This is a genomic window from Mycobacterium sp. IS-1742 (assembly GCF_001500125.1).
Classification (GTDB): Bacteria; Actinomycetota; Actinomycetes; order Mycobacteriales; family Mycobacteriaceae; genus Mycobacterium.
The window spans coordinates 17714-42814 of record NZ_LQIV01000018.1 but is presented as its reverse complement, the minus strand read 5'-3'; the positions used below and the strand labels follow the sequence as shown (position 1 = coordinate 42814).

27 protein-coding genes are annotated in these 25101 nt (G+C 69.7%); 13 read left to right on the top strand and 14 right to left on the bottom strand.

What is annotated here, in order from left to right; translation table 11 throughout:
• Positions 1-22 precede the first annotated feature (22 nt).
• Positions 23-1078, top strand: a complete 1056-nt coding sequence (locus AU196_RS12920; RefSeq protein WP_059095474.1) for an NAD(P)H-dependent amine dehydrogenase family protein — start codon at positions 23-25, stop codon at positions 1076-1078.
• A gap of 1 nt (position 1079) precedes the next feature.
• On the opposite strand, the gene AU196_RS12915 is transcribed toward AU196_RS12920, so the two are convergent.
• Positions 1080-1730, bottom strand: coding sequence for an MOSC domain-containing protein (locus tag AU196_RS12915; protein WP_059095473.1), 651 nt, complete (start codon positions 1728-1730; stop codon positions 1080-1082).
• Positions 1731-1786: 56 nt separating this feature from the next.
• Here AU196_RS12915 and AU196_RS12910 point away from each other — a divergent pair, with 56 nt between their 5' ends.
• A complete protein-coding gene (locus AU196_RS12910; protein WP_197415778.1) occupies positions 1787-2653 on the top strand; it encodes a patatin-like phospholipase family protein in 867 nt (288 codons plus the stop codon).
• On the opposite strand, the gene AU196_RS12905 is transcribed toward AU196_RS12910, so the two are convergent.
• Both AU196_RS12905 and AU196_RS12900 read right to left on the bottom strand, forming a co-directional pair.
• Positions 2644-3681 carry a patatin-like phospholipase family protein gene (locus AU196_RS12905; RefSeq protein WP_059095471.1) on the bottom strand — a complete coding sequence of 346 codons (1038 nt, stop codon included), beginning with the start codon at positions 3679-3681 and terminating at the stop codon, positions 2644-2646. The genes AU196_RS12910 and AU196_RS12905 overlap by 10 nt on opposite strands.
• 40 nt (positions 3682-3721) lie before the next feature.
• Positions 3722-4159 (bottom strand): lipoprotein LpqV, encoded by a 438-nt coding sequence (locus AU196_RS12900; protein WP_059095470.1) that lies wholly within the window; start codon positions 4157-4159, stop codon positions 3722-3724.
• A 110-nt stretch (positions 4160-4269) separates the two neighbouring features.
• Between AU196_RS12900 and AU196_RS12895 the strand changes: the two genes are divergently transcribed.
• Together AU196_RS12895 and AU196_RS12890 are read left to right on the top strand one after the other, a co-directional pair.
• A complete protein-coding gene (locus AU196_RS12895; RefSeq protein ID WP_059095469.1) occupies positions 4270-4800 on the top strand; it encodes a cysteine dioxygenase in 531 nt (176 codons plus the stop codon).
• 1 nt (position 4801) lies between these two features.
• Positions 4802-5176: a rhodanese-like domain-containing protein gene (locus tag AU196_RS12890; RefSeq protein ID WP_059095468.1), complete on the top strand. Its 375-nt coding sequence runs from the start codon at positions 4802-4804 to the stop codon at positions 5174-5176.
• Here AU196_RS12890 and AU196_RS12885 read toward each other — a convergent pair.
• The 3 genes from AU196_RS12885 to AU196_RS12875 are packed head-to-tail and all read right to left on the bottom strand — an operon-like array spanning position 5173 to position 8689.
• Positions 5173-6858: an alpha/beta hydrolase gene (locus AU196_RS12885; protein WP_059095467.1), complete on the bottom strand. Its 1686-nt coding sequence runs from the start codon at positions 6856-6858 to the stop codon at positions 5173-5175. The two genes, AU196_RS12890 and AU196_RS12885, sit on opposite strands and share 4 nt — an antisense overlap.
• 9 nt (positions 6859-6867) lie before the next feature.
• Positions 6868-7641 carry an enoyl-CoA hydratase gene (locus AU196_RS12880; protein ID WP_059095466.1) on the bottom strand — a complete coding sequence of 258 codons (774 nt, stop codon included), beginning with the start codon at positions 7639-7641 and terminating at the stop codon, positions 6868-6870.
• Positions 7642-7651: 10 nt separating this feature from the next.
• Positions 7652-8689, bottom strand: a complete 1038-nt coding sequence (locus AU196_RS12875) for an enoyl-CoA hydratase/isomerase family protein (protein ID WP_059095465.1) — start codon at positions 8687-8689, stop codon at positions 7652-7654.
• Between the two features lie 168 nt (positions 8690-8857).
• Here AU196_RS12875 and AU196_RS12870 point away from each other — a divergent pair, with 168 nt between their 5' ends.
• Both AU196_RS12870 and AU196_RS12865 read left to right on the top strand, forming a co-directional pair.
• Positions 8858-9706 (top strand): Bax inhibitor-1/YccA family protein, encoded by an 849-nt coding sequence (locus AU196_RS12870; RefSeq protein ID WP_059095464.1) that lies wholly within the window; start codon positions 8858-8860, stop codon positions 9704-9706.
• A gap of 156 nt (positions 9707-9862) precedes the next feature.
• Positions 9863-10708 carry a DUF559 domain-containing protein gene (locus tag AU196_RS12865; RefSeq protein WP_059095463.1) on the top strand — a complete coding sequence of 282 codons (846 nt, stop codon included), beginning with the start codon at positions 9863-9865 and terminating at the stop codon, positions 10706-10708.
• A gap of 63 nt (positions 10709-10771) precedes the next feature.
• Here the strand turns inward: AU196_RS12865 and AU196_RS12860 are convergent, their stop codons facing one another.
• Together AU196_RS12860 and AU196_RS12855 are read right to left on the bottom strand one after the other, a co-directional pair.
• Positions 10772-11989, bottom strand: coding sequence for an acetyl-CoA C-acetyltransferase (locus AU196_RS12860; RefSeq protein ID WP_059095462.1), 1218 nt, complete (start codon positions 11987-11989; stop codon positions 10772-10774).
• Positions 11990-12020: 31 nt separating this feature from the next.
• A complete protein-coding gene (locus tag AU196_RS12855) occupies positions 12021-12971 on the bottom strand; it encodes an SGNH/GDSL hydrolase family protein (RefSeq protein ID WP_059095461.1) in 951 nt (316 codons plus the stop codon).
• Between the two features lie 181 nt (positions 12972-13152).
• Here AU196_RS12855 and AU196_RS12850 point away from each other — a divergent pair, with 181 nt between their 5' ends.
• The 3 genes from AU196_RS12850 (at position 13153) to AU196_RS12840 (ending at position 16732) form a co-directional block, all read left to right on the top strand.
• Entirely contained in the window at positions 13153-14205 is a 1053-nt protein-coding gene (locus AU196_RS12850) for an alpha/beta hydrolase (RefSeq protein WP_059095509.1), read from the top strand.
• A 57-nt stretch (positions 14206-14262) separates the two neighbouring features.
• The gene (locus AU196_RS12845) at positions 14263-15657 is read left to right on the top strand and encodes a cystathionine beta-synthase (RefSeq protein WP_059095460.1); all 1395 of its coding nucleotides are present in this window, start codon (positions 14263-14265) and stop codon (positions 15655-15657) included.
• A gap of 115 nt (positions 15658-15772) precedes the next feature.
• Positions 15773-16732: a DUF2189 domain-containing protein gene (locus tag AU196_RS12840; protein ID WP_059095459.1), complete on the top strand. Its 960-nt coding sequence runs from the start codon at positions 15773-15775 to the stop codon at positions 16730-16732.
• 6 nt (positions 16733-16738) lie between these two features.
• On the opposite strand, the gene AU196_RS12835 is transcribed toward AU196_RS12840, so the two are convergent.
• The gene (locus AU196_RS12835) at positions 16739-17908 is read right to left on the bottom strand and encodes an acyl-CoA dehydrogenase family protein (RefSeq protein ID WP_157546290.1); all 1170 of its coding nucleotides are present in this window, start codon (positions 17906-17908) and stop codon (positions 16739-16741) included.
• Between the two features lie 42 nt (positions 17909-17950).
• Here AU196_RS12835 and AU196_RS12830 point away from each other — a divergent pair, with 42 nt between their 5' ends.
• Positions 17951-19117: a cystathionine gamma-synthase gene (locus AU196_RS12830; protein WP_059095458.1), complete on the top strand. Its 1167-nt coding sequence runs from the start codon at positions 17951-17953 to the stop codon at positions 19115-19117.
• On the opposite strand, the gene AU196_RS12825 is transcribed toward AU196_RS12830, so the two are convergent.
• The 3 genes from AU196_RS12825 to AU196_RS12815 form a co-directional block, all read right to left on the bottom strand.
• Positions 19109-19771: a GOLPH3/VPS74 family protein gene (locus tag AU196_RS12825; RefSeq protein ID WP_059095457.1), complete on the bottom strand. Its 663-nt coding sequence runs from the start codon at positions 19769-19771 to the stop codon at positions 19109-19111. The two genes, AU196_RS12830 and AU196_RS12825, sit on opposite strands and share 9 nt — an antisense overlap.
• A 6-nt stretch (positions 19772-19777) precedes the next feature.
• Positions 19778-20272: a transcription elongation factor GreA gene (gene greA / locus AU196_RS12820; protein ID WP_011561522.1), complete on the bottom strand. Its 495-nt coding sequence runs from the start codon at positions 20270-20272 to the stop codon at positions 19778-19780.
• Positions 20273-20508: 236 nt separating this feature from the next.
• Positions 20509-20931, bottom strand: a complete 423-nt coding sequence (locus tag AU196_RS12815; RefSeq protein ID WP_059095456.1) for a DUF4307 domain-containing protein — start codon at positions 20929-20931, stop codon at positions 20509-20511.
• A 150-nt stretch (positions 20932-21081) separates the two neighbouring features.
• Between AU196_RS12815 and mca the strand changes: the two genes are divergently transcribed.
• The 3 genes from mca to AU196_RS12800 are packed head-to-tail and all read left to right on the top strand — an operon-like array spanning position 21082 to position 24246.
• On the top strand, positions 21082-21954 hold the full coding sequence (gene mca / locus AU196_RS12810; protein ID WP_059095455.1) for a mycothiol conjugate amidase Mca: 873 nt from the start codon (positions 21082-21084) through the stop codon (positions 21952-21954).
• Positions 21951-22256 (top strand): hypothetical protein, encoded by a 306-nt coding sequence (locus AU196_RS12805; RefSeq protein ID WP_059095454.1) that lies wholly within the window; start codon positions 21951-21953, stop codon positions 22254-22256. The genes mca and AU196_RS12805 overlap by 4 nt, the downstream gene beginning before the upstream one ends.
• A complete protein-coding gene (locus tag AU196_RS12800) occupies positions 22240-24246 on the top strand; it encodes a thioredoxin domain-containing protein (RefSeq protein ID WP_059095453.1) in 2007 nt (668 codons plus the stop codon). The genes AU196_RS12805 and AU196_RS12800 overlap by 17 nt, the downstream gene beginning before the upstream one ends.
• Here AU196_RS12800 and AU196_RS12795 read toward each other — a convergent pair.
• Positions 24234-24536: a cytochrome C oxidase subunit IV family protein gene (locus tag AU196_RS12795; protein ID WP_082695704.1), complete on the bottom strand. Its 303-nt coding sequence runs from the start codon at positions 24534-24536 to the stop codon at positions 24234-24236. The two genes, AU196_RS12800 and AU196_RS12795, sit on opposite strands and share 13 nt — an antisense overlap.
• Positions 24533-25051, bottom strand: a complete 519-nt coding sequence (locus AU196_RS12790; protein WP_082695708.1) for a cytochrome c oxidase subunit 3 — start codon at positions 25049-25051, stop codon at positions 24533-24535. The genes AU196_RS12795 and AU196_RS12790 overlap by 4 nt, the downstream gene beginning before the upstream one ends.
• Positions 25052-25101: the final 50 nt, after the last annotated feature.

Here is a 25101-nt window from a genome sequence, read left to right as displayed (position 1 = left end):
TCGGGGGTCAAGAGGAGGTCCGATGGCGTTACGGGTGGTGCAGTGGGCGACCGGCGGAGTCGGCGTCGCGGCGATCAACGGTGTCCTCGAACACCCCGACCTCGAACTCGTCGGCTGCTGGGTGCATTCGGAAGCCAAGGCGGGCAAGGACGTCGGCGAGCTGATCGGGACGGACCCGATCGGGGTCACCGCCACCGACAGCGTCGAGGACATCCTCGCTCTCGACGCCGACGCGGTGATCTACTCGCCGCTGCTGCCCGACCCGAAGGAGGTCGCCGCCCTGCTGCGGTCGGGCAAGAACGTGGTCACCCCCGTCGGCTGGTTCTACCCCGGCGAGAAGGAGGCCGCACCCCTGCGCGCCGCCGCGCTGGAGGGCGGCGTCACCCTGCACGGGACCGGGATCGCGCCGGGCGGGATCAGCGAGAAGTTCCCGCTCGTCATGTCGATCATGTCGACGGGCGTGACGTTCGTGCGCGCCGAGGAGTTCTCGGACCTGCGCACCTACGACGCCCCCGATGTGGTGCGCTACGTGATGGGCTTCGGCGACACCCCGGACAACGCGCTGTCGGGGCCGATGCAGAAACTGCTCGACGGCGGGTTCATCCAGTCCGTGCGCATGGTCGTCGACAAGATGGGGTTCCGGGCCGACCCGAAGATCCGCTCGTCGCAGGAGATCGCCGTCGCCACCGCCCCGATCGAGTCACCGATCGGCGCCATCGAACCCGGGCAGGTCGCGGCGCGGCGGTTCCACTGGGAGGCGACCGTCGACGGAGAGGTGGTCGTGCGTGTGACGGTCAACTGGCTGATGGGGGAGGAGAACCTCGACCCCGCGTGGGAGTTCGGCGAGGCCGGGGAGCGTTACGAGATGGAGGTCCGCGGCAATCCGGATTTCACGGTGACGGTCAAGGGTTTTCAGCCCGACAGCGTCGAGGCCGGCCTGCAGAGCAACAACGGCATCGTGGCGACCGCCGCGCACTGCGTGAACTCCGTGCCCGCGGTGTGCGCCGCCGCTCCCGGCATCGCCACCTACCTCGATCTGCCGTTGATCAGCGGACTGGCGGCCGGACCGCTGCGCTGACTCAGACGCGGGCGGCGCGCTTCTTGATGTCGTCGGGAAGCGCGTCGACATCCTGTAGCAGAGCCAGCAGATCCGGCTCGCCGAACATGGCGCGGAAGACCAGACCGACCGTGACCTCGCTGTCGGGCCGCTCGATGACCTCGATGCCGTCACCCGCCCGCACGGATCCGGGTTCGATCACCCGCAGATACGCACCGGGAACGGCGGCCTCGGTGAAGGTCCTGATCCACCCCCGGACACCGAGGAACGCGGCGAACGTCCGGCACGGCGTCCGGGGCGAGGTGACCTCGAGGAGCAGACCGTCGCCACCGACCCGCCACCGCTCGCCGATGACCGCGCCGGTGACGTCGACCCCGGACGTGGTGAGGTTCTCGCCGAAGTTGCCGTCCGTCAACGGCCGGCCCAACGCGGTCTGCCAGCGGTCGAGGTCCTCGCGCGCATACGCGTACACCGCCTGGTCGTCGCCGCCGTGCAGCTTGAGGTTGCCGATCACATCCCCCGGGATCCCGCTGCCGAGCCCGGTGCGCAGCAGGCCGGGGGCCCGCACGTGGACCGCGTCGTCCGTCGGCACCTTGTCGATACCGGTGACCTTCCCGCCCCTGGCCGGGTTCGGCCGCGGTCGGGCGACGTTGACGCTGAGCACGCGGGACACCCGTACAGGGTAGGGCGGTGCGACGCGGCCCGCCGCGCTCCCACCTGGCACACTGCCTGGCTGTGACGAAGCGAGCACTGGTGCTGGCCGGTGGCGGCATCGCGGGCATCGCCTGGGAGACCGGGGTGCTGTGCGGCATCCACGACGAGGCACCCGACACCGCGCGGGCGCTGCTGGCCTCCGACGTCCTGGTCGGCACGTCGGCCGGGTCCACCGTGGCCGCGCAGATCGGCAGCGGGCTCGGCATCGAGGCCCTCTACGGCCGGCAATTGGCGCCGAGCACGTCCGAGATCGACCCCGGGGTGAGCATCGAGACGATCATGGGCGTGTTCACGGCCGCGATGACCGATCCGGACGCGACGACCACCCAGAAGCTGCAACGCATCGGCGAGATCGCGCTGTCCACCCCGACCGTCGCCGAGGACGTGCGCCGCGCGGTCATCGAACAGCGGCTGCCCGGCCACGACTGGCCCGACCGTGAGCTCCGGGTGACGGCGATCGACACCGCAACGGGGGAACTCGTCACCCTCGACCGGACCTCGGGCGTGAACCTGGTCGACGCCGTCGCCGCCAGTTGCGCCGTCCCGGGCGTGTGGCCGCCGGTGACGATCGGGACGCGGCGCTACATGGACGGCGGCGTCGGCAGCACCGTCAACATGGCGGTCGCCGCCGACTGCGACACCGCGGTGGTGTTGGTGCCCTCCGGCCGGTCGTCGCCGTCGCCGTTCGGCAGCGGCGCGGTCGCCGAGGTGGACGGCTTCCCGGTCCCCACGTTCGGCGTCTTCGCCGACGATGAGGCGCTGGCGGCGTTCGGCGCCAATCCGCTCGACCCGGCGTGCCGGATACCGTCCGCGAAGGCGGGCCGGGCACAGGGCCGGCGGGTGGCCGCCGACGTCGCCGGCTTCCTCGCGGCTCAGGTCTGAGGCGGCGCAGCGCACTGCGGCTGCTCGAACTGGTCGAGCGCCTGGACGGCCAGTCGCCTGCCCACCTCGATGACCTCGGCTGCGCGGTGGAAATCCAAACTGCGGCACGCTGACCGGGGCACCTCGATGAGAAGGTCGGGCGGATACGCGGCGAGGGTGTGGCGGGCCAGCGCCGCCTGGGCGATGTCGATGGTGCGGTTCATCACCTCGAAACTGCCCAGCTTCGGCACCGCGACCTCCTTGGCGGAGTCGATGAGTTCGTCGGCGCTGCTGTCCGTTTCGGGTTGGTCGTCGGTGGTCTCCAGGTCCTCGTCCACCGGGGTCGTCCCGAAGCGGTTCATCATCGACCGCACGGCGGGGGTGTCGAGCACGGTGCGCGCCGACTTCGTGTCCAGCAGCGCAGAGGTGCTGCGCAGCAGGCGGTCCAGCCAATCGGCGGTGGAATTCCCCTCACTGACGTCGGGTTCGTACCCGCCGGACTCGCTGCCCCCGAGGCTCACCGCGATCGTCACGTCGGCGTTGACCGCGGCGACCGGCGCCATCGGCAGCGGGTCGAGAATCCCGCCGTCGGCCAGCAACCGCCCGTCGAGCACGTGGGGTGTGATGACGCCGGGGATCGCGATCGAGGCGCGGATCGCCGCGTCCACCGGACCGCGTTGCAGCCACACCGATCGGCCGGCGATCAGATCCGTCGTGACCGCGGTGTACGGCACCGGCAGATCCTCGATGCAGACCTCACCGAGCATCTCGCGGACCGCGTCGAGGATCTTCTCGGCGCGCAGCACGCCCGGCGCGGTGAGCGAGGGGTCCAGCAGACGCAGGACCGCGCGCTGGGTCAGCGATTTCGCCCATTCGGAGTACTGGTTGAGCTTGCCGGCCGCCTGCAGGCCCCCGACCAGCGCGCCCATCGACGAACCCGAGATCCCGATGATGTCGTAGTCGCGCTCCCGCAATTCCTCGATCACGCCGATGTGTGCGTAACCGCGGGCACCGCCACTACCCAGTACCAGAGCGACGCGTTTGCTCATGGCGCCATTGTCCGCCCGTTTCGCGCAGCGTGATTCGAACTCAGCCGCACAACTGGTCGGCGGCGGCCTCGGCGGCGACGATCACCGCGGCCTGACGCGGCGGTGCGAGCCGCGACCATGGCGTCCCGAAGGTGCCGGGGCCGGCCGCGTCCGACTTCTGGATGTCGGCGAGATACGGCTCGAGCTGCGCTTTGGGGTCGCCACCGCGTTCGGCCATCCACAGCCGCGCCGCGTTGCAGGCCTGGAAGTACTCGTCCTCGGTGGACTCGGCCGGGGCGCCGACGGCCGTCGTCACCCCTCCCGGCGAGATACCCACCTCACCCGGTGCCGCCGTGCGGGCGGCCGTGGTCGTCGGCGAGGCGGTGGCCTGCGGCGACGACGTTTCCGCAGCGTCGTCACCGCCGCTCGAACAGCCCGTGAGGACGGCGCCACCGGCGACGGCGACGGCCGCGAAGAGGCGGGGGAGGCACCTGCGCATGGGCCCAATCTATGCAACACTGGCCGCCGTGACGGAGCGGACCGCGGTTCTGGAGTGTTGTCGGGCCTGACGCCCACCCTCAGACCCGTCTGCCTTCTGGAGTTCCCGTCATGTCCGTGCACACCCTTGCCCCTGCCGTCCCCGCTGTCTCCGCGCCCACCCGGTTGCGCCTGCCCGACCTGCTGCACGCCACCGACCGTGGAGCCGACGATCTGATCAGCGGGCGTTACGACCACCTGCTGCCCCGCGGCGGCGTCCCCACCGACGACCGCTGGTACACCCGGCTGCACGGGGACGACGAACTCGACATCTGGCTGATCAGCTGGGTGCCGGAACGGTCCACCGAATTGCACGACCACGGCGGTTCGCTCGGCGCGCTGACCGTGGTCTCCGGGTCGCTGTCCGAAACCCGGTGGGACGGTGACGGCCTGCGACGGCGGCGCCTGGCGGCGGGCGATCAGGCCGCGTTCCCGCTCGGCTGGGTGCACGACGTGGTGTGGACACCCGACACCACCGGCGGGCCCACCCTGAGCGTGCACGCCTACTCGCCGCCGTTGACCGCGATGTCCTACTACGAGGTCACCGATCGACAGACGTTGCGCCGCAACCGAACCGAACTCACCGAATCGCCGGAGGGCTGACATGGCCAGTCGCATCGACCGCGTACTCGACGAGGCCCGCGCCACGCTGCAGCGCATGCCCGCGGCCGCGGTGCCCGCCGCGCTGGAGCGCGGCGCGGTGCTCGTCGACATCCGTCCGCAGGCCCAGCGCGCGCGGGAGGGCGAGGTGCCCGCCGCGCTGGTGATCGAGCGCAACGTGCTCGAGTGGCGTTGTGATCCCACCAGCGACGCCCGGATACCGCAGGCCGTCGGCGACGACGTCGAATGGGTGGTGCTGTGCTCGGAGGGCTACACCTCGAGTCTGGCCGCGGCGTCGCTGCGCGACCTCGGGCTGCACCGGGCCACCGATGTCGTCGGCGGCTACCACGCGCTCAAGGCCGAAGGCGTACTCGTCTAACTGTTCTCGTCGGAGTGCAGCACCGGTCGCAGTTGCTCCGTCTTCTCCGGCGTCCACCCCGGCGGCTGCAGAACCGCCGCCCAGCCGTTGACGACATCCTTGACGTAGACGTGGCCGTGGCCGTCCGGAACGTCGACGGCAACCGCCATGTCCGCCGACACCTGCAGGAACGTCACCACCGGGATCCATTTCATCCGGGCCGTCCGGTCGTAGCCCGGTGGTTCCTTCAGCCAGTCCGGGCGGGCGAACAACAGGTCGGGGTTCCACCACGCGATCGGGTCCGATGCGTGCTGCAGGTACACCACTCTCGGTGTGGCCCAAGGATCGTCGGGGCGGCCCAGGTCGTCCGGGCGGGCGACGAAGCGGACGTTGTCACCCTTGTCGAAGATCGGCAACCATTCCGGCGAGCCCGGATCGCGCTGTCCGGTCAGGTCGGTCCAGATCGTGTTGTTGAACGTCGGGCCGGAGAACAGCGCGCCGTCGGTGCGCGCGATGAGGTTGTTCAGCGCCAGGAACGGCGCCTCGCCGCCGAACGAGCCCAGGCTCTCGCCGAACACCACCAGACGCGGACGCCGGGCCTCGGGCAACTCGCGCACCAACGCGTCGACGGCCTCGAACAACGCCTGTCCGGCCTGCCGGGCGTTCTCCTTGTCGACGAGGAACGACAGCCAGCTGGGCAGGAACGAGTACTGCATCGACACGATGGCGGTGTCGCCGTTGTACATGTACTCCAGCGCGGAGGCCTCGGCCTCGTTGATCCAGCCGGTGCCCGTGGTGGTCGCGACCGCGATGACCGCGCGGTCCAGGCCGCCGGTGCGCAGCAGTTCCCTGGCGGCCAGGGCGGCGGTCGCGCGGATGCCGTCGGCCGAGTTGAGGCCGGCGTAGGCGCGGATCGGTTCGGTCGCGGGTGCGCCGTTGAAGGCGCTGAGTTCCTCGACCGTCGGCCCGCCCGAGACGAAGATCCGGCCCTGATGGCCCAGCGACTCCCAGCTGGCCAGCGACTGCGGACCGCCCGAACGCAACGGGGTCTCCGGCGCGGGGGTGTCGGGGTCGGTCTCGTCGTTGACCGTCTCGAAGGTGTTGTTGATCGCGCTCATCGCCCCGCGGACCACGACGCCATTGAGCAGTGCGACCGTCAGCGCCAACAGCAGGACCACCACGACGACAGCCGAGATCCGCGGCGGCGCAACACGATTGAGTTGTCCGACCAGGAAGCGGACCAGTCTGCGGATCTGTTGGCCCACCTCGACGAGCGCGAACAGCACGACGATGGCCAGCACCGCGGTCAGCGGATGCTCCCAGAACCCCATCCGCGGCACGCCCATCGCATCGCGCACCTGGTCCTGGCAGACGTGGAAGTAGACGATCATCAGCACCTGGCCGACGACGCCGACCGCCACCAACGCCCACCAGGCCCACCGCGGAGCCGCCGGACTGGTGTCCCTGGAGAGCATGTAGCGCACCAGCCAGACCCCGAACACGCCGATCGCGTACCCGGTGGCGCCGGCCCCGCCGCTGACCAGACCCTGGAACAGCGGACCGCGCGGCAACAGCGACGGGGTGAGCGAGAACCACAGGAACACCAGCCCGACAGCGGTGCCGAAGAACGTGTAGCGGCGCAGCCACCACGCCCGTTTCAGTGGTGGCCGGTCCTGCGGCGGCGACTGCTCGGTGACGGTCACCGCTGCAGATTAGCGATGGGTGAAGTTGGCGGGGCGCTTCTCGCTGAACGCCGCCATGCCTTCCTTCTGGTCCTCGGTCGCGAACGCGGAGTGGAAGAGCCGGCGTTCGTAGAGCAGCCCCTCGGTCAGCGTGGACTCGAACGCGCGGTCGACCGCTTCCTTGGCCATCCGGGATGCGTTGCGCGACATGCCCGCAATCGTGGCGGCGACCTGGTTGGCCTCGTCGAGCAGCTTGTCGGCCGGGACCACCCGCGACACCAGACCGCTGCGTTCGGCCTCTTCTGCGCCGATGGTGCGGCCGGTCAGGATCAGGTCCATCGCCTTGGCCTTGCCGATCGCGCGGGTGAGGCGCTGCGACCCGCCCATGCCGGGCAGCACACCGAGTTTGATCTCCGGCTGGCCGAACTTGGCGCCGTCGGCGGCGATCAGGATGTCGCACATCATGGCGAGCTCGCACCCCCCGCCGAGCGCGTAGCCCGCGACGGCGGCGATGGTGGGGGTGCGGGTCGCGGCGAATTTGCCCCACAGCGCGAAGAAGTCCGAGGTGAAGACCTCGGCGAACGACAGGTTCGCCATCTCCTTGATGTCGGCGCCCGCCGCGAAGGCTTTCTCGCTGCCGGTGACGACGATGGCGCCGATGTTCTCGTCGGCGTCGAACTCGGCTGCGGCCGTGGTGACTTCGGCCATCACCTGCGAGTTGAGCGCGTTGAGCGCTTTGGGGCGGTTCAGCGTGATCGTGCCGACCCGGCCGTCGCGGGTGACGAGGATGGTCTCGTAATCCATGGCTTCTCCTTTACGGGAACGTGAGTTCGGGGTCGGCGGGGGCGAAGTAGGCGTCGACGTCGGCCCGGGTGACCTCGGTGGCCGACTGGTGCGACCACTTCGGATTGCGGTCCTTGTCGACGAGCTGGGCGCGGATGCCCTCGACGAAGTCGTGTGAGCGCAGCGACGCACACGAGACGCGGTATTCGTCGCGGAGCACGTCCTCCAGTGTGTCGAGTCGGGCCGCCCGGCGGACCGATTCGAGCGCGACGGCCAGCGCGACGGGGGAGCGGGACTCGATGAGGTCGGCGGCGTCGTGGGCCGGGCCGGCGTCGTGGCCGCGCAGCGCGACGACGATCTCGGCGACGGTGTCACGGGCGTAGCAGTCGTCGATCCAGTCACGTTGGGCGAGCAGCGGGCTCGCGGGTGGTTCGATCGCGTGGGCGGCCAGCGCGGCCTCGGCGCCGTCGGCGACGACCGCCGCCTTGAAGTCGTCGAGCTTGTCGTGCGGCACGAAGTGGTCCGCGAACCCCATGGCGATCGCGTCGGCGCCGGAGAACGGGGCACCGGTCAGCGCGGCGTGCAGGCCGAGCAGCCCGGGAGCGCGCGACAGCAGGTAGGTGCCGCCCACGTCGGGGATGAAGCCGATGCCGACCTCGGGCATGCCCATCTTCGTGGTGTCGGTGACCACCCGCACGTCGCCGTGTGCGCTGACGCCGACGCCCCCGCCCATGACGATGCCGTCCATCACCGCCACGTACGGTTTGGGATAGCGGCCGATGTAGGAGTTGAGCTGGTACTCCTCGAACCAGAACCGCCTCGCGTCGTCGCCGCCGGCCTTGGCGCTGTGATAGAGCGCGATCACGTCGCCGCCGGCGCACAGACCGCGTTCGCCCGCCCCGGACAGCAGCACGGTGTGGACACCGTCGTCCGTCTCCCAGGCGTGCAGCGCATCCGCCAGCGTGGTCACCATGCCGTGGGTCAGCGAGTTGATCGCCTTGGGCCGGTTCAGGACGACGAGCCCGACGCCGTTCTCCACAGAAACTAGGACATCCTCGTTTTCCGCCACGGGAAGCAATGTAGATCGTCGCCCGAGGTGCGCGCACGACGGGTAAGGTTTCGCTCGACCGTCCTGGGAAGTTCCTGTGAGATCTTGCTTCGATTTCGGGAACTCACGCCGGACCGTCGCACGTTGATCGTGTGTTCGTCATCGAACCACCTATGAGAGGACCCGACGGTGCGCGAGAGCAGCAACCCGGTATTCCGCTCCCTGCCGAAGACGCAGGGCGGATACGCGACATTCGGTACCGGAGCCGCCGGCTACGGTGCCCAGCAGATGCAGGCTGAGCCGTACACGACGCAGTACCCGCAGCAGACCGGGGTCTCCCGGCCGATGACCATCGACGACGTCGTCACCAAGACCGGCATCACGCTGGCCGTGCTGACCGCCGTCGCCGTCGTCTCCTACTTCCTGGTCGGCATGAACCCGGCGCTGGCCGGCCCGCTGACCCTGATCGGCGCGATCGGTGGCCTGGTGGTCGTCCTGATCGCCACCTTCGGGCGCAAACAGGACAACCCCGGCGTCGTGCTGACCTACGCGGGCCTGGAAGGTCTGTTCCTGGGCGCGATCTCGTGGCTGTTCGGCAACGTCGTCGTCGCGGGCGGCAACGCGGGCGCGCTGATCACCCAGGCGCTGCTGGCCACGTTCGGCGTCTTCTTCGGCATGCTGGTCGTCTACAAGACCGGCGCCATCCGCGTGACGCCGAAGTTCACCCGCATGATCGTCGCCGGCATGTTCGGTGTGCTGGTGCTCATGCTCGGCAACTTCGTGCTCGCGCTGTTCGGCGTGGGCGGCGGCGAGGGCATGGGCCTGCGCAGCGGCGGCACCATCGCCATCATCTTCTCGCTGGTCTGCATCGGCCTCGCGGCGTTCAGCTTCCTGATCGACTTCGACGCCGCCGACCAGATGATCCGCGCCGGTGCGCCGGAGAAGGCCGCGTGGGGCGTCGCCCTGGGCCTGACCGTCACGCTGGTCTGGCTGTACATCGAGATCCTGCGGCTGCTCAGTTACTTCCAGAACGACTAGCAGCCCTTCCAAGGAAGCCCGGCACCGGTGGTGCCGGGCTTTCTGCTTGTTGTCTTGGGGCCGAAACTGCTCACAGATCGCGATTTCTCCACAGGCGGTGGTCTGACAGCAGTCTGGATGTGCCCTCGTGTCCGCCGCCGAGCCGACTCTGCGGGTATGACAACCGAACCGTTCGTCGGCAGCACTGCGGTGGCTTCCGGACGCATCCGCAAGCACGAGTTGCGTCGGCGCTACCGGCTCGTCTTCCCCGACGTCTACGTCGCCAAAGACGTCGAACTCACGCTGCAACGACGGGCGAAAGCCGCATGGTTGTGGTCACACCGTGAGGGAGTGATCGCGGGCAACACCGCCGCCGCGCTGCACGGTGCCAAGTGGGTCGACGACAACGCGCCCGTAGAGATGATGTGGGCGAACGCACGGCAACCGCGCGGGATCCGCACGTCGGATTCCAGCCTCACGCCGTACGAGATCACCGGCTACCGCGGCATGTCGATCACCACGGTGTCTCGCACAGCGTTCGACATCGGCCGTTGCGTCGGGCTGGGCGCAGCCGTAGCCAAGCTCGACGCCCTCGGCGCCGCCACGGGCTTCCGGACGCGAGACGTGCTCGACTTGGCCGCAGAACACCGGGGCGCACGGCGGATACGCCAACTCCGGACTGCACTGGATCTCTACGATCCCGGCGCGGAATCGCCGAAGGAGACGTGGCTACGACTGCTTCTGATCCGCGCCGGCTTCCCTCGGCCGCGAACCCAGATCCCTGTCCTGCGGACCGACGGCTGGTCGAAGTACTACCTCGACATGGGGTGGGAGGACCTCAAGCTGGCCGTCGAATACGACGGCGACCACCACCGGACGGACCCTGTGCGCTACGCAAAGGACATCAAGCGCGCCGAGGAACTCGCAGAGCTCGACTGGAAGGTCGTCAGAGTCGTCAGGTCCGACCCGGAGCACGACATCGTGCGGAGGGTCGAGCGTGTCCGATCATCGAGACTGCGGTGAGATCGCTGGATCAGCGAGAATCGCGATCTCCCAGCAGTCTCGGCGAAACGGGACGCAAAAGAGCTAGGAGAGGCGCTCGATGATCATCGCCATACCCTGACCGCCGCCCACGCACATCGTCTCCAGACCGAACTGCTTGTCGTGGGTCTGCAGGTTGTTCAGCAGCGTGGCGGTGATACGGGCGCCGGTCATGCCGAACGGATGCCCCAGCGCGATGGCGCCGCCGGACACGTTCAGCTTGTCCTCGTCCATGCCGAGTGCCCGCGCCGAGCCCAGCACCTGCACGGCGAAGGCCTCGTTGATCTCGTAGAGGTCGATGTCGCCGATGCCCATCCCGGCATTGGCCAGCGCCTTCTTCGACGCCTCGATCGGGCCGAGGCCCATGATCTCCGGCGACAGCCCCGACACCCCGGTCGCGACGATGCGGGCCAGCGGCGTCAACCCCAGCTGCCGGGCCTTCTCGTCGCTCATGATGACCACCGCGGCGGCGCCGTCGTTCAGCGGGCATGCGTTACCGGCGGTCACCGTGCCGTTGGGCCGGAACACCGGCTTGAGCTGGCTGATCTTCTCGTAGGAGGTGCCTGCGCGCGGCCCGTCGTCCTTCGACACGACCGTGCCGTCCGGCAGCGTCACCGGCGAGATCTCGCGCTCGAAGAAGCCGCTGTTGATGGCCTCCTCGGCGCGGTTCTGCGAGCGGACGCCCCAGTGGTCCTGGTCCTCGCGGCTGATGCCCGTGTGCAGTGCAACGTTCTCGGCGGTCTGGCCCATCGCGATGTAGACGTCCGGCAGGTTGCCGTCCTCGCGCGGGTCGTGCCACTCGTCGCCGCCGGCCGCGGACTGGCCGGACCGCTCCTGCGCCTCGGCGAACTTCGGGTTCTTGGTGTCGGGCCAGCCGTCGGCGTTGCCCTTCGCGAAACGCGACACCGTCTCCACACCCGCGGAGATGAAGGCATGGCCCTCGCCTGCCTTGATCGCGTGGAACGCCATCCGCGACGTCTGCAGCGACGACGAGCAGTACCGGTTGACCGTGGTGCCCGGCATGAAGTCGTAGCCGAGCTGCACGGCCACCGCGCGGCCGATGTTGAAACCGGACTCGCCCGCCGGCTGGCCGCAGCCCATGATCAGGTCGTCGATGTCGTGCGGGTCGAGCGAGGGCACCTTGTCCAGCGCGGCGCGCACCATCTGGGCGGCGAGGTCGTCGGGCCGCATGTCGACCAGCGACCCCTTGTTGGCGCGGCCGATCGGCGAACGCGCGGTCGAGACGATGACGGCTTCAGGCATGACGGCTCCTCAATCGCTGGTGAGCAGAACGCTAGCCTGCGGGCGCGATGACCGGTGCGGGCACCCCGGTCGTCCGGCGCCACAGCCGGGTGACGCCACCGATCTTGGCCAGCAGCGTGCTGACGTCGGCGGCGCGGGTGCGCAGCGCCTGCTCCGGTGCGCCCTCCGGACACCGCTCGCCGAGCGCCTCGCACAGCGCGGGCAGCAACTGGCTCGCCGCCAGCGCGTACCCCGCCGCCGACGGATGGAACATGTCCTCGGAGAACAGCACTTCCGGCTGCTTGTAGAACTCCGGCGCGAGCAGGTCGGAGAACGGCACCGGCACGCCGCCCTCGGCGCGCACCGCCGACGCCTGGGCCCGCGCCAGCCGGAGCCCCAGCGTGCGCGTGACCGTGCGCAGGGGTTGCGGGATCGCGGTGATCACCCCGAAGTCCGGGCACGTGCCGACAACGACGACCGCGCCGCTGGACCGCAGGCGGGCGACGGCCTTGCCCAGCCGGCGGGCCGACTGCGCGATGCCGTTGAGGGCGGTGATGTCGTTGGCGCCGATCATGATCACCGCCGCGTCCGGCGGCGGCCCCGCCACGAACATCGCGTCGATCTGGCCTTCCAGCCCCTTGGACGTGGCGCCGACGATCGCCTTGGTGCTCAGCCGGATCCGCTTCCCGGACTGTTCGGCGAGCCCGCGCGCAATGAGCACCCCGGGCACTTCGTCGGCGGTGCGGCAGCCGTAGCCGGTGGCGGTGGAGTCGCCGAAGACCATCAGGTGCAGGTCGAACGGGTCGCCGCGGTGCCATCGCTCGACGGGCCCGCCGCCGGGGGAGTAGACGCCGTCGGCGCGCGGCGGGACGTCCCAGGACTTGGGGATGACCTGACGCGCCTGGTGCGCCTGTCCGGTCAGCAGGTTGCGCACCCCGATGTAGGCGGAGCCGGTCGATGCGAGCGTGGCCGCCACCGCCAGGGCACCGCGTGATGCGCGCACAACGAACAGTTTAGGGACCGACCGCGTGGCGATCCCGTGCCGGCGATCACGGTGCGGTATCAAACCCGGAACGAACTTTGTTTGAACCATTGTGATATCGGTTACAAGTGCGAAGCTGAGTTACGGAGATGGACTGAGTAGCTGAGCACCTGGCACTACAACGGCGTAGAAGGTGATGGCGATGACGGCACCGAGCAGGGTCCCGAGCTCCTCGTTTGCTGGACTGCGGGCGGGCAGGCCGCACCGGCCGCGGCGCTTCCCGGTCAGCGACGGTGCGCCGGTCGAGGTCATCGAGGACGGGCCGAGCATCGCCGGCCGGGTGATGGCGCTGGCGGCGTTGATGACCATCAAGCCGACGCTCACGATCGGTAGCCTTGCGCCGAAGATGCCCTGGCCATGGGGCGCCGTCGACTTCGCCTGCCGCATTCTGCGGCCGGTCCCCGGCACGATCCGCGCCACCATCGGGCTGGAGAACTGCACCGCCCAGCTAGTACGGGCGCCCGGCGTCCTGCCCGCCGACGGCAAACGCAGCATCATTCTCTATCTGCACGGTGGGGCGTTCCTGACCTGCGGCGTCAACTCGCACAGCCGCCTCGTGACGGCGCTGTCGCGGTTCGCTGACAGTCCGGCGCTGGTCGTCAATTACCGGATGATCCCCAAGCATTCGGTGGGTCAGGCCGTCGACGACTGCTACGACGCCTATCAATGGCTGCGGCGCAAGGGCTACGAACCCGACCAGATCGTGCTGGCCGGCGACTCCGCGGGCGGCTACCTCTCGCTGGCGCTCGCCGAGCGGCTCCAGCTCGAGGACGAGACCCCCGCCGCGGTCGTCACCATGTCGCCGCTGTTCGAGCTCGACAACGAGGCCCGCGCCAACCATCCGAACGTCCGCAGCGACGTGATGTTCCCGCAGCGGGCGTTCCACGCCCTGGTCGAGCTCATCGAGCATGCCGCCGAGAAGCACCTCGTCGACGGCCGTCCCGAGCCCGTGTACGAACCGCTCGACCACATCGAACCCGGCCTGCCGCGAACCCTCATCCACGTCTCCGGCTCCGAGGTGCTCATCAGCGACGCCAGGAAGGCGGCGCGGCTGCTGGCGGCCGCCGGGGTGCCGGTCGAGGTTCGGGTGTGGCCGGGTCAGATGCACGTCTTCCAGCTCGGGGCGCCGGTGGTCTCGGAAGCCCAGCGCTCGCTGCGTCAGATCGGCGAGTACATCCGAGAGGCCACCTGGTAGAGCACACGTGCCGGAGGCCACCTGGCTGCGCTGTGACCGGCCTGGGACGATGGAGTCATGCGCATCGCCCAGCACGTCAGTGAGCTCATCGGCAACACCCCTCTGGTTCAGCTGAATTCTGTTGTCCCCGCGGGGGCGGGCACGGTCGCGGCCAAGATCGAATACCTCAACCCCGGCGGCAGCTCCAAGGACCGCATCGCGGTCAAGATGATCGACGCCGCCGAGGCCAGCGGCGAGCTCAAGCCGGGCGGCACCATCGTCGAACCCACGTCAGGCAACACCGGCGTCGGGCTGGCGCTCGTCGCCCAGCAGCGCGGCTACAAGTGCATCTTCGTCTGCCCCGACAAGGTCAGCGAGGACAAGCGCAATGTGCTGCGCGCCTACGGTGCGGACGTGGTGGTGTGCCCGACGGCGGTCGCCCCGGACGATCCGGACAGCTACTACAGCGTCTCCAACCGCCTCGTCACCGAGATCGAGGGCGCCTGGAAGCCCGACCAGTACTCCAACCCGATGGGCCCGGAGTCGCACTACGAGACCACCGGGCCGGAGATCTGGCGCGACACCGACGGCAAGGTCACCCATTTCGTGGCCGGCGTCGGCACCGGCGGCACCATCACCGGCGCGGGGCGCTACCTCAAGGAGGTGTCCGGTGGGAAGGTGCGCGTCATCGGCGCAGACCCCGAGGGATCGGTGTACTCCGGCGGCACCGGTCGGCCGTATCTGGTCGAGGGGGTCGGCGAGGACTTCTGGCCGTCGGCCTACGACCCGGCGGTGCCCGACGAGATCATCGCGGTCTCGGACGCCGACTCGTTCGACATGACCCGCCGGCTGGCCCGCGAGGAGGGGCTGCTGGTGGGCGGCTCCTGCGGGATGGCCGTGGTGGCGGCCATCGAGGTGGCCCAGAAGGCCGGGCCGGACGCGCTGGTGGTGGTGTTGCTGCCCGACGGCGGCCGCGGTTACCTGTCGAAGATCTTCAACGACTCGTGGATGTCGTCCTACGGCTTCCTGCGCAACCGGCTCGACGGGTCGATCGAACAGCCGACGGTCGGAGATGTGTTGCGCGGCAAGTCCGGTGCGCTGCCGGATCTGGTGCACACCCATCCGGCGGAGACCGTGCGCGACGCGATCGGCATCCTGCGCGAGTACGGCGTCTCGCAGATGCCCGTCGTCGGCGCCGAACCGCCCGTGATGGCCGGTGAGGTCGCGGGCAGCGTCTCCGAACGCGAACTGCTGTCGGCGGTCTTCGAGGGGCGCGCGAAGCTGGCCGATGCGGTGGCCGAGCACATGAGCCCGCCCATGCCGCTGATCGGCGCGGGCGAGTTGGTCAGCACCGCGGCCAAGACCCTGCGGGAGTGCGATGCGCTGATGGTGGTCGAGGAGGGCAAGCCGGTCGGCGTGCTCACCCGCCACGATCTGCTCGGCTTCCTGTCGGACGGCAGCGCCCGCCGGTAGCGGGATGCGCACTCGTGCATACGTTCTGCCGTTGTGGTGAAAACCGTGCGGTGATCATGATCTCCGGTACTGTTAGCTCGCTCGTTCCCAGCTGACCGCACATCGGAGAGCGTCCATGACCGACCAACCGCCCCCGCCGCCCGGAAACTATCCGCCCCCGCCGCAGAGCGGCTACCCACCGCCTCCGCCGCCCGGTGGCTACCCACCGCCGCCGCCGGCCCAGGGCGGCTATCCGCCGCCTCCTCCCGGGGGTTACCCGCCACCCCCGCCGCCGCAGGGCGGCTATCCGCCACCTCCGCAGGGCAATTACCCGCCGGCCGGTTATCCCGTTGGCCCGCAAGGCAATTACCCGCCGCAGAACTTCGGGGCCGGTGGGTACAGCGTCGGTGACGCGTTCTCGTGGGCGTGGAACAAGTTCGGCAAGAACGCCGTTCCGCTGATCGTCGCCACGCTGGCGTACGGCCTCATCATCATCGTGATCCAGACGCTGACCAACACGCTGTCGGCGGCGGTGGATCCGGGTGACTCCACCAACTACATGTCCGACGGCAGCGGCTTCGAGTTCTCCTACACCATCGAAAGCCCGGCCGGGATCATCGTCGCGTTCATCGGCTGGCTGATCTCACTCGTGGTCGCCGCCGCGGTGCAGTCCGCCTACCTCGGCGGCATGCTCGACATCGCCGACGGGCGCGAGGTCTCGATCGGCTCGTTCTTCCGCCCGCGCAACATCGGCGGCGTCATCGTCGCGGGGCTCATCGTCGGGGTCATCACCACGGTCGGCTTCCTGCTGTGCGTCATCCCGGGCCTGATCGCGAGCATCATGCTGATGTTCACGGTGGTCAGCCTGATCGACCGCGACCTCGCGCCGATCGAGGCCGTCAAGACCAGCTTCAACGTCAGCAAGGCGCACTTCGGGAGCGTCTTCGTGGCCTGGCTGGTGATGGTCGCGACCGTGATCGTCGGGGCGCTGGTGTGCGGTGTCGGCCTGCTTGTGGCAGCCCCCGTCGCGACGCTCATCCTGGTCTACACCTACCGCGTCCTCACCGGCGGACAGGTCGCGCCGAAGCAGCTGTAGTCCGGGTCATCCGCGGAAGGCGCTGACCCCGGTCAGCGCCTCCCCGATGACCATCTGGTGCACCTCCGAGGTGCCCTCGTAGGTCAGCACCGACTCCAGGTTGTTGGCGTGCCGCAGCACCGGGTACTCGAGCGTGATCCCGTTGGCGCCCAGCAGTGTCCGGCACTGACGTGCGATCGCCAGCGCCTCGCGGACGTTGTTGAGCTTGCCGAAGCTGACCTGGTCCGCGCGGATGCGGCCCTCGTCCTTGAGCCGGCCCAGATGCAGCGCGAGCAACTGCGCCTTGCCCAGTTCGACGGCCATGTCGGCGATCTTGGCCTGGGTCAGCTGGTACGCCGCGAGCGGCTTGTCGAACACCTCGCGGCTGCCGACGTAGTCCAGCGTCGTCTCCAGGCAGTCCCTGGCCGCGCCGACACTGCCGAACACGATCCCGAACCGCGCCTCCGACAGGCACGCCAACGGTCCCGACAGGCCGCGCGCCGCGGGCAGTTGGGCCTCGGCGGGCAGCCGGACGTCGTCGAGGATCAGCTCGGAGGTGTTCGACGCCCGCAGTGACAGCTTGTGTTTCATCTCCCGGCCCGAGAAGCCCTCGGTGCCCGCCGGGACGACGAAGCCGAGGATGCCCTCCTCGGCCCGCGCCCAGACCACCGCCACGTCGGCGAGCGAACCGTTGGTGATCCACATCTTCGATCCGTTGAGGATCCAGTCGGAACCGTCGCGGCGCGCGGTCGTGCGCATCCCCGCGGGATTGGAGCCGAAGTCGGGTTCGGTGAGGCCGAAGCATCCGATCACGTCACCGGTGGCCATCGCGGGCAGCCACTGCTCGCGCTGCTCTTCGCTGCCGTGTTTGTGGATGGCGAACATCGCCAGCGACCCCTGCACCGAGACCATGCTGCGCAGCCCGCTGTCCACCGCCTCGAGTTCTTGGCACACCAGCCCGTACGCGGTGGCCGTCGAACCGCCGCAGCCGTAGCCCTCCAGGTGCATGCCGAGCAGGCCGAGCTTGCCGAACTCCGAGGCCAGCTCGCGCACCGGCACCTCGCCTGCCTCGAACCACTCGCCGACGTGCGGCCGCAGGCGCTGCTCGCCGAAGCGGCGCACGGTCTGGCGCAGCTCGCGTTCCTCCGGGGCGAGCATGGCGTCGGTGTCGAGCAGATCGTCGATACGTACGGTCATGGACCCATGTCTACACCGCGCTTCGATAGGCTCGACGGCGATATGACTGAACAGCGTGACACCCACGGACTCGCCACTGGACTTGCCACCAAGGCCATCCACGCCGGGTATGCCCCCGACCCCCGGACCGGTGCGGTCAACACGCCCATCTACGCCAGCTCCACCTTCGCCCAGGACGGCGTCGGCGGGCTGCGGGGTGGCTTCGAGTACGCCCGCACCGGCAACCCGACGCGCCAGTCGCTCGAGTCGGCGCTGGCCGCGGTGGAGGAGGCCGGCTACGGCCGCGCCTTCGCCTCGGGGATGGCCGCGACCGACTGCGCACTGCGCGCGGTGCTGCGCCCGGGGGACCACCTCGTCATCCCCGACGACGCCTACGGCGGCACGTTCCGGCTGATCGACAAGGTGTTCTCGCAGTGGGGCGTCACCTACACCGCGGTCGCGTTGTCGGACCTCGACGCGGTCCGCGCGGCGATCACACCGCAGACCCGCATGGTGTGGGTCGAGACGCCGACCAACCCGCTGCTGTCGATCGCCGACATCGCGGGTATGGCCGAGATCGCCTCGGGTGCGGGTTTGAAGGTGTTGGTGGACAACACGTTCGCCTCACCGGCGCTGCAGCAGCCGTTGACGCTGGGCGCCGACATCGTGTTGCACTCCACCACCAAGTACATCGGAGGGCACTCCGACGTCGTCGGCGGCGCACTGCTGACCAACGACGAGGAACTCGACACCGCGTTCGCCTTCCTGCAGAACGGAGCGGGTGCCGTCCCCGGCCCGTTCGACGCCTATCTCACGCTGCGCGGGCTCAAGACGCTGGTGGTCCGGATGCAGCGGCACAGCGAGAACGCCGCGGCGGTCGCCGAATTCCTCGACGGTCACCCGGCGATCGACTCGGTGCTCTATCCCGGTCTGCCCGGCCATCCCGGCCATGACGTGGCGGCCAGACAGATGAGCGGATTCGGCGGCATGGTGTCGGTACGGTTGCGCGGCGGGCCGAAGGCAGCACGCGACTTCTGCGCTCGCACAAGCATTTTCATCCTCGCCGAATCGCTCGGCGGGGTGGAGTCGCTGATCGAGCACCCGGGTGCGATGACGCACGCCTCCACCGCCGGTTCGCAACTCGAGGTGCCCGAGGATCTGGTGCGATTGTCGGTCGGCATCGAGGATCGCGCCGATTTGATCGCCGACCTGGAGCAGGCGCTAGGTTAACGCCGCGCGGATCGCCGCCGCGGTGACGGCGAGGTTCACCTCTGCCAGACCCGTCGGTGATTCGTCGACCCAACTGCCGAGCGAGATCTCACCGGCCCGGCCGTGCACCCACCGCCAGCCCCGGTCGTTGAGGGACAGCAGCGCACCCAGCCCGTCCACCGCGTGCAGCAGCGTGATGACCGCTGCGGTGGAGGGGGTGGGCGGGGTGCGGTCGAACAGCGCCGACAGGACCTGGGAGCGGGAGTGCGCCGCCCGGTCGCGGTTCGCCACCGGCCACGCGTAGTGGTGGCCGATGCGCTTACCGGGAAGTTCGACCCGGCCGATCTGACCGGTGCCCTCCAGGTGGGCGAGCAGTGCGTCCTCGGTGTGCCTGCGCAGTCGGTCGATCGCCGACGGCGGGCGCAGCGCGCGGCGCTGCAACAGCCGGAACGCCGGTTCGGCGACCGGGTCGAGCCGGCCGCGCGGTGTCAGCGCGACGAGCCGGCCCGCCGGCGCGGGATCACCGTCGACCGCGGGCCGGATGAGGCAGGCGTGTGCGAGGTCGAGCAGCACCGCGGCGGCGAGTACCCGCTCACGGCGTGGCTTGTCCAGGCACGGCTGGGCGGACGCGTTGTCCAGCAGCAGCAGTAACAGGTCTTCGGCGATGCGCGCCATGGACCGTCAGGAGTGGTACGGCTCCGCGCTGACGAGGGTGACCTCGACGGTGCTGCCGCTGGGGACGGTGTAGGTGCGTGTCTCGCCGACCTTGGCGTCGATCAGCGCGGCGCCCAGCGGCGACGCGGGGGAGTACACCTCGAGCTTGCCGTCGTTGACGGCCTGTTCGCGGGTGCCGATCAGGAACGTCTCGGTGTCCTTCTCGTCGCCGTCGTAGTAGACCTTGACCACCGAGCCGGGCAGCGCGACGCCCGACTGTTTGGGCGCCTCGCCGACCTTGGCGTTGTTGAGCAGCTCCTGCAGCTGGCGGATGCGCGCCTCTTCCTGACCCTGCTGCTCACGGGCGGCGTGGTAGCCGCCGTTCTCGCGCAGGTCGCCCTCTTCGCGGCGGTCGTTGATCTCGGCGGCGATGACGGGGCGGTTGGCGATCAGCTGGTCCAGCTCCGCCTTCAGCCGGTCGTATGACTCCTGGGTCAACCACGTGACCTGAGTGTCGGTCATGTCTTCGCGCTCCTGTCGTCGTTGTCTCGCGCTGTGTTCGCGTACGAAGTCTTGTGGGGTCGAGGGCCGGGGTCACGTGGCGTGTATCACTGCACCCCCGGCTCGTGCCTCCCCCGACACGGGTGTAAATGCAGCAATACACGGCCCCAGCCGGAACCGTGTACCCGTCGATGGTACCACCGGCGTGCCGGCGGCCGTTCACGATTTCGCTGTCGGTTGTTCGCCGTACGGCCGCGCTAGGGCGCCACCAGATAGGGCGGGACGTCGAGCCCGCACCCGTAGACGTCGCCGATCACCGGCGGCCTGCTCGATTCGACCACCGTCGTGACCTGCACCGTCGCCTGTTGCGAGGGTGGGACCAGGACCTCGCGGCGGCCGGTCTCGCTGCCGTCCTTGGACCGTGCCCGCACGATGCAGACGGCGGGTTGCGACGGATCCTCGCGGGTGACGCTGACCGTCACCTCGACGGTCCGGTCGTCGATGAGCCGGTAGGCGCCGAGCTCACCCTCGACGTCCTGGGTGCCCAACCGCTGGGAGGCCACGACCGCCAGGATCACCCCGGCCACGACGACGCCCGCGGCCAGGACGGCCACCACGAGCCGACGCGTCCGGCGCGACACCCGCTGCCGCCCGTAACGGGCGGCTGGACGTTCGATCATGCGTTTCGGGTGCCCGTCGGTCGGTCGGCTCTGTCAGGACTGAGACTATAGAGCGCAACGGGTGCGACCTCGAAGACGAGCCCGGCCGCGAAACGGACCGGGGACGGCCCGGGGCATAGTCGCGACGACGCCGTAGTTAGATGAGATGAGATGAGTGAACTGCGCTTGATGGCGGTGCATGCGCACCCCGACGACGAGTCGAGCAAGGGTGCCGCCACCATGGCCAAATACGCCGACGCCGGCGCCCGCGTCATGGTGGTGACGCTGACGGGTGGCGAGCGCGGCGACATCCTGAACCCCGCGATGGACATCCCGGAGGTGCACGGCCGGATGGCCGAGATCCGGCGCGACGAGATGGCCAGGGCCGCCGAGATCCTCGGTGTCGAACACCACTGGCTCGGGTTCGTCGACTCCGGCCTACCCGAGGGTGATCCGCTGCCGCCGCTGCCCGACGGGTGCTTCGCCCTGGCGCCGCTGGAGGAGTCCACCGAAGCGCTGGTGCGGGTGATCCGGGAGTTCAAACCCCACGTCATGACCACCTACGACGAGACGGGCGGATATCCGCACCCCGATCACATCCGCTGCCACGAGGTCTCGGTGGCGGCGTACGAAGCGGCGGGCGACTACCGCCGGTACCCCGATGCCGGCGAACCGTGGACGGTCTCGAAGCTGTACTACATCCACGGATTCCTGCGGGACCGGATGCAGACCCTGCAGGACGAGTTCGCCAAACACGGGCTCGAGGGGCCGTTCGCGAAGTGGCTCGAGCACTGGAACCCCGACCGCGACATCTTCGCCAAGCGGGTGACCACCCGGGTGGAGTGCGCCAAGTACTTCCCGCAGCGTGACGATGCGCTGCGCGCACACGCCACCCAGATCGACCCGAACAGCTTCTTCTTCGCCGCGCCGCTCGAATGGCAGGAACGGCTCTGGCCGACCGAGGAGTTCGAACTGGCGCGCTCCCGCGTCCCGGTCACCCTGCCCGAGACCGACCTGTTCGAAGGTCTCGAGGTGGACCGATGATCGACACCGTGATGTTGGCGACGGAATGGCTGGCCCAGGAGCAGCCACGGGAGACCGGTCCGGACTTCGGCAAGGCCAGCCCGTTCGGCCTGCTCATCGTCGCCATGCTGCTGGTCTCGGTGTTCCTGCTGGTGTGGTCGATGAACCGCCACCTCAAACGGCTGCCGGAGTCGTTCGACCCCGAGCACCCCGAGCCCGATCAGGCCGTCGACGACGGCACCGTCGACCTCGGCCGGGAATCCGGCACCGACCCCGGCATCGTGGCCGAGAACGGGAACCCCCCGCGTGAGTCCGGGGGCTAACGAGCTCGCCGGGGCCACCAGCCCCTACCTGCGCCAGCACGCCGACAATCCGGTCCACTGGCGCCAGTGGACTGCGGCGGCGCTGGCCGAGGCGGCCGAGCGCGACGTGCCGATCCTGCTGTCGATCGGCTACGCGGCCTGCCACTGGTGCCACGTCATGGCCCACGAATCGTTCGAGGACCCCGAGGTCGCCGCGGCCGCGAACGCGGACTTCGTGTGCATCAAGGTCGACCGCGAGGAGCGGCCTGATCTGGATGCGGTGTACATGAACGCCACCGTCGCGCTGACCGGTCAGGGCGGTTGGCCGATGACGTGCTTCCTCACCCCCGACGGACGGCCGTTCTTCTGCGGCACCTACTACCCGAAGCCGAACTTCCTGCAACTGCTCGCCGCCGTCGCCGAGACCTGGCGGGCGCGTCGCGACGAGGTCGAGGAGGCCTCCGACCGGATCGCCGGCGAGCTGCGGAACATGGCGGGCGGACTGCCCGGTGGCGGGCCGCCGGTGCGTCCCGAACTGTGCGACTCCGCCGTCGCGGCCGTGTTGCGCGACGAGGACACCGCCCGCGGCGGGTTCGGGGAAGCGCCCAAGTTCCCGCCCTCCGCGCTGCTGGAGGCGCTGCTGCGCCACCACGAGCGCACGGGGTCGCCGGAGTCGCTCGCCACCGTCGAGCGCACCGCGGCGGCGATGGCCCGCGGCGGCATCTACGACCAGCTCGCCGGAGGCTTCGCGCGCTACAGCGTCGACGCCGAATGGCTGGTGCCGCACTTCGAGAAGATGCTCTACGACAACGCGCTGCTGTTGCGGGCGTACGCGCACTGGGCGCGCCGCACCGGAGATCCGCTCGCGCGCCGGGTGGCCGGTGAGACGGCCCGATTCCTCATCGACGGTCTGGGCGCCGACGCGATGTACACCTCGTCGCTCGACGCCGACGCCGACGGCGTCGAGGGCCTCACGTACGCCTGGACGCCCGCCCAGCTGCGGGAGGTGCTCGGCGACGAGGACGGACGTTGGGCCGCAGCGCTTTTCGCCGTCACCGACGCCGGGACGTTCGAACACGGCACGTCGGTGCTGCAGCTGCCCGCCGACCCCGACGACCCTGCGCGTTTCGGGCGCGTGCGCGTGGCGCTGCGGGCCGCGCGGTCGACCCGACCGCAGCCCGGCCGTGACGACAAGGTCGTCACCGCGTGGAACGGGCTGGCGATCACCGCGCTGGTCGAGGCCGCGATCGCCCTCGACCAGCCCGAACTGCTCTCTGCCGCAACGGAATGCGCACGCGCGGTCATCGGTCTGCACATCGTCGACGGCAGGTTGCGCCGCGCCAGCCTCGGCGGCCGGGTGGGGGAGAGCGCGGCGATCCTCGAGGACCACGCCGCGCTGGCCACCGGGTTGTTCGGCCTCCACCAGGCGACCGGGGAGGTGCAGTGGCTGCAGGCGGGTCTGGACCTGGTCGACGTCGCGCTCGCGCACTTCGCCGACCCGCAGCGCGCGGGCCACTGGTTCGACACCGCCGACGACGCCGAGGCACTGGTACTGCGCCCCGCCGACCCGTTCGACGGCGCGACACCGTCGGGTGCCTCTCTGATCGCGGAGGCGCTGCAACTGGCCGCGCATCTGGCCCCGTCCGAACGCGCCGGGCGCTACGCGGCGGCCGCGGACGCCACGCTGGCCACCGCGGCGCTGATCCTCGACCGGGCGCCACGATCGGGCGGCCACTGGCTCGCGGTGGCCGAGGCCGCCGTCCGAGGGCCCATCCAGATCGCGGTGGCCTGCGATCCGGCGCACTCCGGACTGCTGCGCGCCGCACGGACACTCGCGCCGGGTGGGGCGATCGTGGTGGGCGGTCCCGTGGACTCCTCGGAACTGCTGATCGGCCGCGACCGCGTGCACGACGCCGACGCCGCGTACGTATGCCGCGGCCGGGTGTGCGACCTGCCGGTGACGACCGACGAGCAGTTGGCTGCCGCGCTCGCTCCCGCTCAGACGAGATAGATCACGAAGACCGCCGCGAACAACGCGGCCAGCCAGCAGTCACAGGCCCGCTTGAGCCAGCGCGGCGCGGTGCGCACCTCCATGAAGAACCGGACGATCAGACGGGATTTGACGAAGGTCAACGCCAGCACCAGCGCGGTGATCGGCGTGCTCGCGGCCACGGTGTCGGTGAAGTGCGCGGGCGCCAGCCACCACGACCCCACCGTGATCGCGGTCAGGGCGGCCCACGCCCACGTCAACGTCCGGCCGGTCGTGTGGGCACCGGCCCCCGCGGTATCGGTCACGGTCACCTCATCACGTAGAGCAGTCCGAAGATGATCACCCAGAGCAGGTCGACCATGTGCCAGTACACGGCACCGGATTCGACCACCGACGTCCTGCGCCGCCCGGGGTTCCGCAGTTCGCGGACGAGCACACCGAGCACGATCAGGCCGATCAACACGTGCACCAGGTGGACACCGGTCAGCACGTAGTAAAAGGAGTAGAACAGCTGCGAATTCGTCTGCCCCGCCGCAATTTTGACATACCACTCATAGCCCTTGAAGACCACGAACAGCAGTCCGGCGATGCCGCCCGCGTAGAGCAGCACGATCGCGCGCTCGTGCCTACCCGCCCGCGCGGCGAGCACGCTGCGTGCGGCGAACAGCGAACTGGTCAGCAGCACAACGGTGTTGAGCACACCGATGTCGATGTCGAGGTGCTGCTGCGCGCGCAGGAACTCCTCGGGGTTCATCGCGCGGTAGACCATGAAGACGACGAAGTACCCCGCGAAGATGATCAGGTCACCCAGCACCATCACCCACATGTGCCCGTCGCCGGGCAGGTGGCCGTCGCCCTTCCGGCCGGCGTCGACCT

Excerpts from the sequence above, each read along its gene's own strand:
- AU196_RS12900 (WP_059095470.1), bottom strand. The coding sequence starts at position 4,159 with ATGCGCAGGTGCCTCCCCCGCCTCTTCGCGGCCGTCGCCGTCGCCGGT.
- greA (WP_011561522.1), bottom strand. The coding sequence starts at position 20,272 with ATGACCGACACTCAGGTCACGTGGTTGACCCAGGAGTCATACGACCGG.
- AU196_RS12815 (WP_059095456.1), bottom strand. The coding sequence starts at position 20,931 with ATGATCGAACGTCCAGCCGCCCGTTACGGGCGGCAGCGGGTGTCGCGC.
- AU196_RS12790 (WP_082695708.1), bottom strand. The coding sequence starts at position 25,051 with ATGTGGGTGATGGTGCTGGGTGACCTGATCATCTTCGCGGGGTACTTC.
- AU196_RS12895 (WP_059095469.1), top strand. The coding sequence starts at position 4,270 with ATGTCCGTGCACACCCTTGCCCCTGCCGTCCCCGCTGTCTCCGCGCCC.
- AU196_RS12880 (WP_059095466.1), bottom strand. The coding sequence starts at position 7,641 with ATGGATTACGAGACCATCCTCGTCACCCGCGACGGCCGGGTCGGCACG.
- AU196_RS12905 (WP_059095471.1), bottom strand. The coding sequence starts at position 3,681 with ATGAGCAAACGCGTCGCTCTGGTACTGGGTAGTGGCGGTGCCCGCGGT.
- AU196_RS12835 (WP_157546290.1), bottom strand. The coding sequence starts at position 17,908 with ATGACCGTACGTATCGACGATCTGCTCGACACCGACGCCATGCTCGCC.
- AU196_RS12865 (WP_059095463.1), top strand. The coding sequence starts at position 9,863 with ATGACAACCGAACCGTTCGTCGGCAGCACTGCGGTGGCTTCCGGACGC.
- AU196_RS12825 (WP_059095457.1), bottom strand. The coding sequence starts at position 19,771 with ATGGCGCGCATCGCCGAAGACCTGTTACTGCTGCTGCTGGACAACGCG.
- AU196_RS12920 (WP_059095474.1), top strand. The coding sequence starts at position 23 with ATGGCGTTACGGGTGGTGCAGTGGGCGACCGGCGGAGTCGGCGTCGCG.
- AU196_RS12850 (WP_059095509.1), top strand. The coding sequence starts at position 13,153 with ATGACGGCACCGAGCAGGGTCCCGAGCTCCTCGTTTGCTGGACTGCGG.
- AU196_RS12840 (WP_059095459.1), top strand. The coding sequence starts at position 15,773 with ATGACCGACCAACCGCCCCCGCCGCCCGGAAACTATCCGCCCCCGCCG.
- AU196_RS12890 (WP_059095468.1), top strand. The coding sequence starts at position 4,802 with ATGGCCAGTCGCATCGACCGCGTACTCGACGAGGCCCGCGCCACGCTG.
- mca (WP_059095455.1), top strand. The coding sequence starts at position 21,082 with ATGAGTGAACTGCGCTTGATGGCGGTGCATGCGCACCCCGACGACGAG.
- AU196_RS12860 (WP_059095462.1), bottom strand. The coding sequence starts at position 11,989 with ATGCCTGAAGCCGTCATCGTCTCGACCGCGCGTTCGCCGATCGGCCGC.
- AU196_RS12845 (WP_059095460.1), top strand. The coding sequence starts at position 14,263 with ATGCGCATCGCCCAGCACGTCAGTGAGCTCATCGGCAACACCCCTCTG.
- AU196_RS12830 (WP_059095458.1), top strand. The coding sequence starts at position 17,951 with ATGACTGAACAGCGTGACACCCACGGACTCGCCACTGGACTTGCCACC.
- AU196_RS12805 (WP_059095454.1), top strand. The coding sequence starts at position 21,951 with ATGATCGACACCGTGATGTTGGCGACGGAATGGCTGGCCCAGGAGCAG.